Origin of the sequence: Pseudomonas sp. dw_612 (assembly GCF_018449725.1) — a bacterium.
Classification (GTDB): Bacteria; Pseudomonadota; Gammaproteobacteria; order Pseudomonadales; family Pseudomonadaceae; genus Aquipseudomonas.
Map to the genome: position 1 here is coordinate 432,372 of NZ_JAAVVC010000004.1, position 12,696 is coordinate 445,067.

The 12,696-nt window shown below is 56.0% G+C and carries 9 protein-coding genes; 5 read left to right on the top strand and 4 right to left on the bottom strand.

What is annotated here, in order from left to right:
- Positions 1–40: 40 nt before the first annotated feature.
- The 5 genes from HB680_RS09460 to HB680_RS09480 are packed head-to-tail and all read left to right on the top strand — an operon-like array spanning position 41 to position 4,656.
- Complete coding sequence (locus tag HB680_RS09460; RefSeq protein ID WP_213938228.1) at positions 41–1,204, top strand: argininosuccinate synthase domain-containing protein; 1,164 nt, start codon at positions 41–43, stop codon at positions 1,202–1,204.
- Between the two features lie 58 nt (positions 1,205–1,262).
- Positions 1,263–2,021, top strand: coding sequence for a hypothetical protein (locus tag HB680_RS09465; protein ID WP_213938229.1), 759 nt, complete (start codon positions 1,263–1,265; stop codon positions 2,019–2,021).
- A gap of 8 nt (positions 2,022–2,029) precedes the next feature.
- Entirely contained in the window at positions 2,030–2,692 is a 663-nt protein-coding gene (gene cysC, locus HB680_RS09470) for an adenylyl-sulfate kinase (RefSeq protein WP_213938230.1), read from the top strand.
- A 23-nt stretch (positions 2,693–2,715) separates the two neighbouring features.
- Positions 2,716–4,038: a diaminopimelate decarboxylase gene (lysA, locus tag HB680_RS09475; protein WP_213938231.1), complete on the top strand. Its 1,323-nt coding sequence runs from the start codon at positions 2,716–2,718 to the stop codon at positions 4,036–4,038.
- Between the two features lie 45 nt (positions 4,039–4,083).
- Entirely contained in the window at positions 4,084–4,656 is a 573-nt protein-coding gene (locus HB680_RS09480; RefSeq protein ID WP_213938232.1) for a hypothetical protein, read from the top strand.
- Positions 4,657–4,907: 251 nt separating this feature from the next.
- On the opposite strand, the gene HB680_RS09485 is transcribed toward HB680_RS09480, so the two are convergent.
- The 4 genes from HB680_RS09485 to HB680_RS09500 form a co-directional block, all read right to left on the bottom strand.
- Entirely contained in the window at positions 4,908–6,305 is a 1,398-nt protein-coding gene (locus tag HB680_RS09485) for an MFS transporter (RefSeq protein ID WP_213938233.1), read from the bottom strand.
- A gap of 495 nt (positions 6,306–6,800) precedes the next feature.
- Positions 6,801–7,088 (bottom strand): aldehyde dehydrogenase family protein, encoded by a 288-nt coding sequence (locus tag HB680_RS09490; protein WP_346657367.1) that lies wholly within the window; start codon positions 7,086–7,088, stop codon positions 6,801–6,803.
- Positions 7,089–7,201: 113 nt separating this feature from the next.
- Positions 7,202–8,434 (bottom strand): MFS transporter, encoded by a 1,233-nt coding sequence (locus tag HB680_RS09495; RefSeq protein WP_213938234.1) that lies wholly within the window; start codon positions 8,432–8,434, stop codon positions 7,202–7,204.
- A gap of 35 nt (positions 8,435–8,469) precedes the next feature.
- Positions 8,470–12,672, bottom strand: a complete 4,203-nt coding sequence (locus HB680_RS09500; protein WP_213938235.1) for a non-ribosomal peptide synthetase — start codon at positions 12,670–12,672, stop codon at positions 8,470–8,472.
- Positions 12,673–12,696 lie beyond the last annotated feature (24 nt).

Here is a 12,696-nt window from a genome sequence, read left to right on the forward strand (position 1 = left end):
CGAAACTGTTAATAACAACAACTCTCTAAAGGACTACCGCGTGAAATTCTCGGACTTGAAAGGTAAGAAAGTTGGCATCTGTGCCTCCGGTGGCCTGGTCAGCTTATTCATCGCGCAGCGTTTGAAAGAGGAGCACGTTGACGTCGAACAGTTCATTGTCGACATTGGTCAACCGGGCGATGAAGCACACGAGTTTTGTGCAGACAACATCGAATTGATGCAGGCCGTTAATGTCATTGATTTGAAGGAAGACATTGCGCTCAGCTTTCTCCACGCTGTACGTGCCCAGGCGCAGTACGACGGTGGCTACTGGAACACGACTGGCATAGCCAGAGCCGTAACTGTTAAAGGCCTGGTTAATGCATTGCGCGACCGTCAGTGCAGTGTATTGGCCCATGGCGCCGTTCATGGCGGCAACGATGAATTCCGCTTCAATTACTATCTGAAAATGTTTGCGCCAGAGATCACGCCCTTTTCTCCCTGGGAAGACCCAACCACGTCAGATCGTTTTCGAACCCGCGTAGACATGGGCGACTTTGTTGCCGACGCCGACGAAACCATGATGCGTACGAAAGCCCATCACTCCGTTGATGCCAACGTCGGCGGTGTGTCGCATGAGAACCGCGAAGTTGAGGTGCTCTCAAATTCACCCGACATGATCAGCCCGATCATGGGCGTCAAGGTCATGGATGCGCCCGACGTGCCAGAGACTTGCAGTATCACCTTTAAGCAAGGTATTCCCGTTGAGATTAATGGTCAGTCAGTGAGTTACTACCAAGCACTCGCTGAAGCCAACAGGATCGCGGGCCGCAATGGGGTGGTCTTGAAGAACGTATTGGAAAACCGAATGAACGGCACTAAAGGCCGTGGCTTATACGAATCTCCGGGGCTGGACATGCTCGGCATCGCAGCGAAACATCTACTGCAAGCAACGGTCGACAAGGACTCATGGGAGGTCCTGCGGTTTTTGTCACCCTTTATCGCACGTCAATCGTATGCAGGTCGTTTGTATGACCCCGCCACGCAGGCCGCATTGGCCAACGTAGCCGTATTGACTGAACAGGCGAATGGCACCGTCGATGTGATCGCTTATAAAGGCAACTACATGGTTGACCGCGTACGCGAATACTCCAAGTCGCGCTTTACCGCACAGCAATTCCGTTTCGCTCATGGCGGGCAAAAGTGGATTACTGAATCCGTTTAAGCCATGAGGGGCTGACTGTCCTGGCATCCTGCACATATTGTTGAAATAAAGGTTAACTATGCAGCACAGACTAATTGTTTTGTGGGCCCCTCCACGCTCGCTTTCCACCGCACTTGTACGTGTGATCGCCGCGCGTGGTGACTTCACTATCTTGCATGAGCCTCTGTGCGATCTGTCGGCGCGTGGTATATACAGCCATCCGCAGACGGATCATTCAACTCAGACGTTGAAAAACTCAACGGAGCTTTTCAATTATGTACAGGCATTGCGCGCGCAACGTGCTGTGTTCATCAAGGACACCTGTGAGTTTGACTATCGTCATCGACTGACGGGAACGTCTTATATGCGCGAAGCGCAACATGTGTTCATGTTGCGCAATCCGGAAAAGGTTATTAACTCACACTACTATATTAACCCAGACCTTACCTGCAGCGAGGTGGGCCACCAACACTTGGCTGAACTCTATGATGCCGTGAAGGCGGAGTCGATACATTCGCCATTGTTCGTTGATGCGGACGACATGATCCTGAGCCCTGAGTGTGCAATTTCGAACTTTTGCAGGGATGCTAACTTGCAGCACCTGCCCTCTGCTCTCCAGTGGCAGAGCGGACACTTGGATGTGTGGGAGCGAACCCAGCATTGGCACTTGGATGCAGCAAACAGCACAGGCATTGCGCCGATCAAAAAGCAATACAGCACGCGCGTCGACAACCACCCGGTACTGCATGAATTCTACTTAGAAAATATGCCGCATTATGAGTATTTGAAGCGTGAAAGGGAGGCTGTACTAAACAAGCACCTTGGCGACCTAGGGTAACGAACGAAATGCATATAACTGATGTGTCCTGTGACCTGACCTGGCAATTATTTCCCGTGGAACAATCTATGCGCAGCGCTAGATTGAAACAAAAACCTTGTGTGCTTTGGTTTACGGGCTTGAGTGGGGCTGGAAAGAGCACCGTGGCCGGTCTTGTAGAATCGCTGTTATTCCAGAAAGGTTACCTGACTTACGTGTTGGACGGGGATAACGTACGTCATGGGCTATGCCGTGACCTGGATTTCACCCACCAAGGGCGAAGTGAAAATATTCGACGGGTGAGTGAAGTCAGCAAGTTGCTTGCTGACGCGGGCTTAATTGTATTGACCGCGTTTATTTCTCCTTTTCGACATGATCGTGCCTTGGTAAGAGCGCTGATTGGCGACAGTGATTACGTGGAAATCTTTATCAATGCCTCTTTTGATGTGTGCGAGGCACGCGATCCAAAAGGGCTCTATAAAAAGGCCAGGGAGAAACAGGTCGCCGAGTTTACCGGCATTGATTCTCCGTATGAACCACCGGTACATCCCGAACTCATCATCAATACTGACACTCAAACCGCAATTGCTTGCGCTGAAAAGATTGTCAACTATTTGTACAGCACGGGTCGGTTATTATTGGAATCAACGGATGACTGCTTATCCCGCGAGCATGTCAGTGCACGCAGTTAAGCTCATCAATTGGAGGAAGCAAGATGGACCATTTTAATTTTGTCGACGGTCATTTACATGTGGAGCACCTTGATGTTCGTCAGATAGTCGAACAGCATGGAAGCCCCGTGTATGTCTATTCAGCACACACCCTGAAAAATCACTACACCGTGCTGAAAGATGCTTTTTCCGCCCTCTCGCCGTTGATTTGTTTCTCAGTTAAAAGCTGCAGTAATCTCAGCATCCTTAAGCTCTTGGTCGATCAAGGATCAGGGCTGGATGTGGTCAGTGGCGGTGAGCTCTACCGGGCACTGATGGCGGGAGTGACTGCGGACAAGATTGTGTTTGCCGGGGTCGGCAAGTCGCGTGAAGAAATTCGCTACGCGGTTGAAGCTGGCGTTTTCCTTTTTAATGTGGAGTCTGAAGGCGAGCTGCTGCGTCTGGATGAGGTCGCCACGACGGCCGGTAAGCGTATAAAAGTGGCCATTCGTATCAATCCGGATGTGGCGGATGCTGGCACCCCTGAGAAAACCTCAACAGGCGGCCGCCAGACAAAATTTGGCATACCGATGGAACGCGCCTATGAACTCTTCGAGCCGAAGCGTTACTCAAGCGTCGATGTCGTTGGGATCCATATTCACCTTGGATCGCCGATTCCATCGGCTCAGACCTATTTGTCTGCCATCGATAAGATCGAGGACATGATCAACCGACTTAAGGCGGCTGATTGCGCGATCGAATTTGTCAACATTGGCGGAGGTTTTCCAGCGCAGTACGGGACCGAAAGCAATCCCGTTGGCTCATTAACTGAAACGGGAGCACTTATTTGTCAGCGTCTGCAAGGGCTGAAACAGCGCGGTATCCGCTTCATCATTGAACCGGGTCGTTCGATCAGCGCAAATGCCGGTATTTTGCTGACCACCGTCGAATACATTAAACAAGGCTGGGATCGAAAGATCGCTATTGTCGATGCGGGCATGAACGTACTGCTGCGGCCCACCCTGTATGGTGCCAACCATGTTATTTGGCCAACCCATTTCGACAATTTTTCTGGCCATTGGACTGCGTTAACCCAGAGCGCTCAGCAGTCCGACGTCACTCACCTGGAGGAGACCGATATTGTTGGGCCTATTTGTGAGACCGGCGATCACTTTGCATTAGGTCGAGCATTACCGGCGTTTGACAATGGCAGTGTATTGGCGATTTTTTCATGTGGTGCGTATGGCATGAGTATGGCCAGTCAATACAACTCCCGTGGGCGCCCACCCGAAGTCCTAGTTGAGGGAATCGATGCCAAGTTAATACGGGCTCGTGAGACTCATGAAGATTTAGTGGCTCACGAATTATGTGGCTTGGACAACGCTTGACGCTGACGCACTGCGGCGGCTCTCTAAATAGATTGGAATGTGACCATGACTCACAACATTGCAGTAATCGTCGATGCGTATTCCACTGGCGCGAAACTGGCCGCTAAGTTTCATTCAGAGGGCGTAGCGGTCCTGCACGTTCAAAGTGCCTCGCCCATCATTGATTTTTATATCAACGATTTCAGGCCCGGCGACTTTATCGCCAACGTGGTATTTAACGGTTTGGCCGAATGCCTAGTCGAAATGAATCGATGGTTGAACGGCATCAAGCCAATTTGTGTTTTGGCCGGCGCCGAAACGGGTATTGAACTTGCGGATCTGCTAGCCGCCGAACTCGGCGTGGAGGGAAACTCCACGGAGACGTCGCGTGTTCGGCGAGATAAATACGCAATGGCCTGCGCGCTTAAAGAGGCGGGGTTAGCCACACCTTATTTTCTGCGCACAGACAATTTACACACGTTGACTGAATGGGCCTCAGGCCACTGCTGGCCAATTGTTCTGAAGCCCTTAGCCAGTGCAGGTAATGACAGTGTATTTTTCTGCAATGCGCAAGCACTTCGCCATGCTCTTCAAACAACGGTACGGATTTACGTCCCAATAAAGTTATGCCGACCATAGCGGTGCCCTTCTAGCTTTGGTTTATCCAATTCGTTCAGAAAAGTAGAGCCCGCAATGGACATCGTCGATGTAAACGCGCTCTATCGGGTTATTGAGGAGCGTGATCCGGGTGTCTTATTTGCGACACCCACCTGATTTACCGAGAAGACCACTAAGGTAATTGCCTTACAAACAAGTCTATATATGACAGTACTGCGGAGTACACAGTGCATCGTTTTTATCAGATATTCAGAGATATTAATGACAGTATGTTAGCTTGCCGAGTCAGATGGTTGACCTTTTTGGAAGAGCTTTAAACCTAGGGTGGTTGACGCGAAGCCTGAAAACAGTGCGGCGGTCAATAAAATCAAACACCATATAATATATTGATGAAAAGTTGCGTTTGATATTTGTCCGGTCGAACTATCTAATAACACGGAACCAAAGATGGTCGCAGCAAAAGCCCCGCTAACGAACTGACAAAACATGTAAAACCCCATGAATCGGTCTCGGTCGGCCTCACACACTGCGAGTGACACATCACGCAATTGTGCGGGACCAAAAAGCGCAGCGGCAAAAACACCCATGACGGTTGCAGACAAAAAAATGGTCGTTGTACTAATCGACGGCATAGCTAAATACACCGAAATAGATATCAGCATAAGGACTAATCCTGCATTTAGAGAAAAACTATCCCAACGGTCTGCCAAACGCCCAAGCACGGGTTCGAATATTATATTAAGAACCGCCGCAACGGTTAAGATAATTCCTATTGACTTAATTGATACATCAGATGTAGCGAGTAACGCAGATGGCAAATGTAGAGACAACGCGTTGGATACTAGAAAAACACAGAATATTCGAAACAAAGCCAGTGTAAATTTTACCTCCATGAAAGATCTCCAGGGAACGAGGGACAACTTGTTTTTCATGATGAGCAAGCGTTCGATTAAAGAGAATAGAACCACGCAACCTATTAGGCCCCCGGAAGCTACACTCACGTATCCAAAAGACCCCTCCTCGGCAAAGCCCAGCGTTAGCTGGCCAAGGCATAAAATTCCAAGAAGCGTCAAGGCACTTCTAACTGGAGGCGGTGAAAACGGCTCATTTATGGTCTGATCCTCAGGCAATAGTCTTAGGCATGCCACAAAAATGATGAATTGTAGTAGGCCGACCAACGCTGGTACGGCTTGCCAAGAGTAATTTTTTATCAAATAGGCTCCTAAAATAGGCCCGATCAATGGAGCCATAGCAAACGTTCCATGAAACCAACCAAAAGCCCATCCCCAGCGTTCCTTATCAATCTTGTTACGTATCAACGACATCTGCGACGGGACCATAATTCCATCAGCGATAGCCTGTAAACTTTGCGCTATTAGGAAAAAAATCCAACTGGACGTGTAGCTGGATACGATCGCTGAAATCACAAAAATCATTTGTGCACAGAGAATTAATCGGCGAGCTCCGAATCTGCGCACCGTAGAGCCGAAATAAAGAATACTAATTGAAAAAACACCAAAAAAAATAACATTCCTCCACTGCAAAGTTTGATAGCTGATACCAAAGTAATTTGCTACATCTGGAAAAGCTAAGGAAAGCATAGCCGTGGACATGATGCCTGGAATTACCGCGCTAGAAACAATCATGATAAACAAAAGATCTTTCGACATCCTGATTCGAATCATTTTAATAGCTCTTAAGAGATACATCGCGGAGTCGTAAATGTGGCGCGCCCATTGATATAGGGAGTCGGTTCTGTCCGTCCTTGTCACACCCTAATGCGGGATAAAATATCTTGCAGTCATCACCAACGCCATCAATACGCCTTAATGTATCAAATTTGTCACCTGTCAGATCGAATCTTCTATATATAACATCCGTTAATAGCCCATCGATTATTAGCCGTCCATAACAGGGTCGTAGCACGAACGTTTCTCCCTGTGAGCCTCCAACCCATGCGCCGACACAAAGAATTCCAGATCCAATATCTGAAATCAAACTTTCAAGCGATTCCATGCCATTTTGCAATACCGTACTCGCCATCCTCGGAAGGATCGGAGAGTTGAGTGTGGTTCTTCTTCCATGACCATTGCTATTCCTGCCCAAAAATTTAGCCGTCTTGTTGTCCATTAGTGTGTCATTAAGTATACCTTTTTTAACTAGCGTCACTGATTGCGCTGGACACCAAAGGGTTCGTAAACCACAGTCGACAGGTATTGCCCACGTGAGGGCGCGACTTCCGAGACCATGGTTTCGCAGATGCCCGCAAAGTAGCGAAAAGCCCCTGCTGCTGCCGCAGCCTGAAACGTACATTCACTGAGCAGTTTGCCGTTTTCGCGCATTTGCTGAGCCGACAGCTGAGGGGCACGCTCGATGATCAAATCGGCGACCCGGCTCAGCAGGCGCGCACCTTGCACTGCTGCAGCGACAGCTACTCGCCTCCCAACGGACACCTATTCGCCATCATGCTGGAGTGTTCGGTGTGCAGGCACGCGATACCCTAAGCTTTACGGCGCGGTGGCATACGATAGAAATCGGCAGGTACTCCATCCAGCTCCGAGTGCGCCTATGACTCCAGCGAGCTGATCGCCTTGGAATGCAACCCTAGGAGTACTATAAGAGTCCCGGTCAAGCCCATCGCTACGAACACCCAACGTACACCGATAACGCCGTCAAGAATGGTCGCGAATGCCAGACCGATGGGCCCAGCCAAGCCTAAAAGGGTATTGAAGATCGATAGCACCCGCCCCTGCAAAGTACTCGACACGCGCAGTTGCAGCAGTGTCACGAACAACGCATCACTCAGTGCAAAAGCCACACCGCACAGCAACCAGCAACCGATCGCGAGCCAGAACAGCTCGCGGGGTAGCAGCGCGGTCAACCCCATCATCAAGCACGATGCAGCGAAGCCACCGAGCACCCATCCGACACGTTTGCGCGGTGACAACACGCCTACCAGTAAGCCTCCGGCAATCATCCCCAGGCTATTCGCGCTACTGAATTGCGCGACCTGAATGGCGCTACCGGCGAAATGCTCCTTCACCAGCAGCAACATCAGGGTGAAGGCCGGCACCGTGCAGATCGACACCGCCGCGAGCAGCAGGTGGAGGTGGCGCAACCCCCGGTCGCTCCAGATCACCTGCAACCCTTCACGCAGCAGGCCCCACGGATGAGTTCCGACAGTGGAAGGCGCGGGCTCCTGCGGAACTCTATATACCAGCACACTGATGATACCGACCAAGGTCACCAACAGGTCGACGCCGAGTATGTAGCCCAGCGGCATGAAGCTCAGCATCAACGCGCCCAGCGGTGCGGCACCAATCATCGAGACCCCGGCGATCACTTGGTCCAGACCTGCCGCGCGGGCAAGAAAACGCCGTGGTACCAGCATCGACACGCTAGCCGAGGCGGCCGACTGCTGGAGCACACTCATGAGCCCGCGTATCAGCAACAGCAGGCCGACGTGCCACAGCTCGGCGAGCTGCGCGAAGAACAGCGCCATCAGCACCACCATGCAAAGGGCGCGCATCAGACCGGCACTGATCATGATCAGGCGACGGTTGTAGCGGTCCGCCAGCAGCCCCCCCAACGGCCCCAAAAGCGCCGCTGGCAACATCGCCATAACGCTCATCGCCGCCAGCGCCCCGGTACTGCCGGAGTCGCCGGCAATCCACCAGGAGAGGACGAACTGTGCCAGTGCGCCCCCGATCAGCGAACACCGTTGCCCCACGAAGACCGTCCAGAAACGCAGCCGCCACGCTGCGCCCGGACCGTTGTCAGCGACGGCGTCGTTCGCCATCGTTGCTCCAGCTTCCATCATGCCTCTCCTTTCACTTACTCCGCAGCGTTGCGCAAAGCCTGCGAAATCACCTGGCCCAACGCGGTGCAGTGCTCGTTCATAATCGAATAGTGGTCGCCTGCGACCTCGATACGCCGGTGCTGCTGATCGCGCCACGCAGCCCCCCACCCCAGCCATGGATCACCATGCCCCGCGTCCCTCGCGACGAACAGCGTGACAGCGGCCGGTGCAGGCCCCGCAATGTACTCCGGGATAGCCTCGACATGCACACGCACGCGTCCCACGATGCGTTGCAGCGGTTTTGCCGCATTATCTGCTAGCAGTTGCCAATGGACGGGCATGGCGCGCAACGCGTCGAGCACTTCGTTGAACGGCCACTCGGCACCCTCAACCATCAGTTGGCCCATGCGTTGACGTATCTGCTCGCAGGCGTCCAGGTCGAGGCCGTTCAACGTCCCGCTGTCGCGTTCGAGCTCCATCAGGCAGAGACTCACCAGGTACTGGCCATCGCTCAAAGAAGTTTGGGGCGCGAGGCGCTCCGGCGTACCAGGCGCAACCGTATCGATCAGGCCGAGAAAGGCGATGCCCTGGCCGGTCGCAGACAACTGCTGAGCCACTTCGTAGGCCAGTACTCCGCCAAAGGAATAGCCAGCGATGCGATAGGGGCCTTCGGCCTGGATCGCGCGGATATTGCCGACCAGTCGCCGGGCCATGACCTCGATGCGAGTCAGCTGCGGCTCGCCTTCAGGCACCGCCAACAGACCCCAGACCGGCACCTGCGCCTCGATGTTGCGGGCGAGACGGCTGTAGTAGGCATCCAGGCCCGACACCTCATGGATCAGGAACAAGGGTGGCAACGTACCGTCTTTGCGCACAGCGATCACCTCGCTGCCCCGGGCCCTGCATGGATCGTCCAACCAGGCAGCCAGCGACGCCACGTTCGGATGCGTGAACAAGTCGTTGATGGACAGTTCCAGGCCCTCGGAAACGGCACGTCCCGCCACTTGAATCATCAGCAGCGAATGCCCCCCTGCCTCGAAGAAGTCGTCGTGACGACCCAGTCGCGGCACCTGCAGGACCTCCTGCCAGATTCGCGCCAGCCGCATTTCAGTGTCACCTTGCGGGGCCTGGTAATCACACTGTGGATGGGCACTGTCGTCCGGCGCCGGCAGTGCGCGGCGGTCGAGCTTGCCATTGGAGGTCAGTGGCAATGCCGTCAGGCTGATCAATGCCGCCGGCACCATATGGGCCGGCAGACGCGCCTGCAGATACTGGCGCAGGTTGTCGACGAAGGACCGGGGAGCGTCCGGTGCCGGCACCACATAGGCAACCAGGCGCTTGTCACCCGGCACGGGCTCACACACCAGTGCCACCGCCTCACGTATCCAGGCGTGCTCCAGTAGCACCGTCTCGACCTCGCCCAGCTCGATGCGGAACCCGCGGATCTTCACCTGGAAATCGCCACGCCCACGGTACTCAAGCGTCCCGTCGGGCAGATAGCGAACCAGGTCGCCCGTACGGTAGAGCCGGTCGCTGGTCATGAACGGACTCGCCACGAAGCGTTCTGCGCTCAACGACTCGCGGTTCAGGTAGCCACGCGCCACGCCCGCACCACCGATCCACAACTCGCCCGTTACCCCCAGGGGCGCCGGGTTGCCCTGCGTGTCCAGCACATAGAGGTGCGTATTGCCGATCGGCCGCCCGATAACCAGCGGGTTGTCATCGCCGGTAGACAGCCGCTGCAAGGTCGCGCAGACGGTCGTCTCGGTCGGGCCGTAGGCGTTGAACAGCACCGGGGCCTGGGGTTGCGCGAACCACTGTCCAAGCGTCGAGGCATCGACCGCCTCGCCGCCAATGGTGACCCGCCGCAGGCCCGGCCAGCTCGACCAGCGCCCGCCACGCAGCAGGCCCTGCAGGAATGCTGCCGGCAGGTTGACCGCCGTGATGCGCTGCTGCGCGCAACCGGCAAAGAACGCCTCGACGTCCGTCTGCGGCCAATGCCGGAGCACCACGGCGGCGCCACACAGCAGGCTGGCGAAGATATCCTCGACCGCCACGTCGAAGGCGAACGAAACGAACTGCAGCACCCGGTCGCCCTGCCCCAGGCCATAATGCCGGGCCACACAGCGGCTCTGGTTGACGACGTTGCGGTGCTCTACCATCACGCCCTTGGGCTGCCCGGTCGAGCCTGATGTGTAGATCAGGTAGGCCAGGTGCCGTGGGCCCAGACCGGCGAAGCGCGGATTGTCGTCGGGCAGGCGACACCAGTGGGGAGCGTCGACGTCCAGATCCACCACAGGGCACGACGTCACCGGCAATATCTCGCGGGTCGCGGCGTGTGCCAGCACCGCAATCGGCACACAGTCACCGAGCAGGTAGGCCAGCCGCTCAAACGGATACGAGGGGTCCATGGGCAGGTACGCACCACCGGCCTTGAGAACGGCCAGCAGCCCCACCACCATCGCCAACGAAGGCTCGACACAGACCGCCACACGCGTATCCGCCTGAACGCCAAGCCCACGCAGGTGACGGGCAAGACGGTTGGCCTGTGCGTTGAGCTCAGCGTAGCTGAGCTGCTGCTCGCCAAACACCAGCGCCGTCGCGTCCGGGGTGCGCAGCACCTGGGCCTCGAACGCATCCTGCAGGCAATCCTGCGTCGGGTGTTCGAACCGCGTCTGATTCCAGTCCTCCAGCAGCAGCTTGCGCTCGTCGGGCGGCAACCTGTCAAACTGGTTCAAAGGCATCTGTGGCGTGCGCTCGAGCGCCTCGACGAGCCCCTCCAAGGTGTGTTGCAGATAGCCACAGATGCGCTGGGCATCTATGGGGGACGCGGCCTGTACCATCAGTGCGAAGCCTTCACCCAGGTCATCCACGCCCAGGGCCAGGGGATAGTTCGTCCTCCCTTCGTCCACTTGTACTTCGATGCCCGCGAGCGGATCCACCTCGTCGGTCGCAGCCGGCTCGGCGTCATGACGGTAGTTGAGGATGGCACCGAACAGCGGCAACGGCGCCCGCACGCCACTGCAACGCTGTGCCAGGACCAATGGCGCCTGCTCACGCTTGACCAGCTCGGCCAGTAGCGCCTGGGTACGCTGCAGGGCTGCGGTCACGCCGGTATCGTCAAGCGCCAGGCGCAGCGGCAAGGTGTTGATGTACATGCCCAGCGCGCGGTCAGCGTCAGCACCCGATTGCATGCGGCCAAGCAACACGGTACCGAATACCACGTCCCGGCCACCCGTGACGGCACCCAACACCAGCCCCCAGGCCAGGTGGAACAGGCCAGCAGGGCTGGCCTTCAGTACCCGCACCCTATCGCGCAGGAGCTTGCTCAGCCCGGGCGACAGCAGCAGGCGCGCCTCGTCGGGTTGGCAGCCATCACCCTGCACGTCGGCCAGGCCATACGGCAGGGTCGGCTCGTCCACATCGCCCAGCAGGCCACGGAAGAACGCTTCATGGGCCTCGATGCTGTCAGCCTGGCGGGTCTGGGCCACATAATTCCGGTACGGCATCGGTTGCAGCAGCCGCTGCCGTTGCCCCGCCATGATCCAGCTCATCTCCTGCATCAACAGACGCACCGAGGCCGCGTCATCCACCAGGTGATGGAGCAGCCAGTGCAATACCCAACGGTCACTCTGACCGTCCTGCGCCATCCAGGCCTGCATCAACGGCGCCTGTTGCAGCGACAGGCGATAGTGCCGTGGATCGAAGCGACGTTGCAGCTGTTGCGCGGCAGGACCTTCCTCGGCGGCCAGGTGAACCTGCCCGACCTCCAGCCGGGCACGGCGCCAGACGACCTGCACCGGCGCGCGCAGCCCCTCCCAGACTACGCCTGTGCGCAGGCTGTCGTGACGGTCGATCACTTCCTGCAATGCCGCTACGAAGGCCATCAGCAAGCCCCGACTGTCGAACGTCAGGGTGGTCCACACAAGGTAAGGGTCCCCTTCACTGGCTTGCAGGTGATGATAGAGAACTCCCTCCTGCAAGGGCGCCAACGGGTAGATGTCCTGCACATTGGCAACACCGCCTTCGACCGTGGCGACGACCCGGTCGATTTCCGCCTGGCTCAGGCTCAACAGCGGCAACATATCCGGTGTGATCACCGTGGCGGCCGGGTCGATCCGGTTTGCCGGCACGATAGAGCCGGCCTGTTGGCTCGAGACGGTCTGTTGCGCGAGCCCCGACAGCGACGTTTCGCCGAACAGCGCCTGTACGTCGGCGACCAGACCAACCTGGCGCATCCGCGCGATCAGTTGCACAGCCAA

What these genes read in the sequence shown, in the direction of transcription:
- HB680_RS09480 (WP_213938232.1), top strand. Translation starts at nt 4,084, where the DNA reads ATGACTCACAACATTGCAGTAATCGTCGATGCGTATTCCACTGGCGCG.
- HB680_RS09495 (WP_213938234.1), bottom strand. Translation starts at nt 8,434, where the DNA reads ATGGCGAACGACGCCGTCGCTGACAACGGTCCGGGCGCAGCGTGGCGG.
- HB680_RS09485 (WP_213938233.1), bottom strand. Translation starts at nt 6,305, where the DNA reads ATGTCGAAAGATCTTTTGTTTATCATGATTGTTTCTAGCGCGGTAATT.
- lysA (WP_213938231.1), top strand. Translation starts at nt 2,716, where the DNA reads ATGGACCATTTTAATTTTGTCGACGGTCATTTACATGTGGAGCACCTT.
- cysC (WP_213938230.1), top strand. Translation starts at nt 2,030, where the DNA reads ATGCATATAACTGATGTGTCCTGTGACCTGACCTGGCAATTATTTCCC.
- HB680_RS09465 (WP_213938229.1), top strand. Translation starts at nt 1,263, where the DNA reads ATGCAGCACAGACTAATTGTTTTGTGGGCCCCTCCACGCTCGCTTTCC.
- HB680_RS09500 (WP_213938235.1), bottom strand. Translation starts at nt 12,672, where the DNA reads ATGCGCCAGGTTGGTCTGGTCGCCGACGTACAGGCGCTGTTCGGCGAA.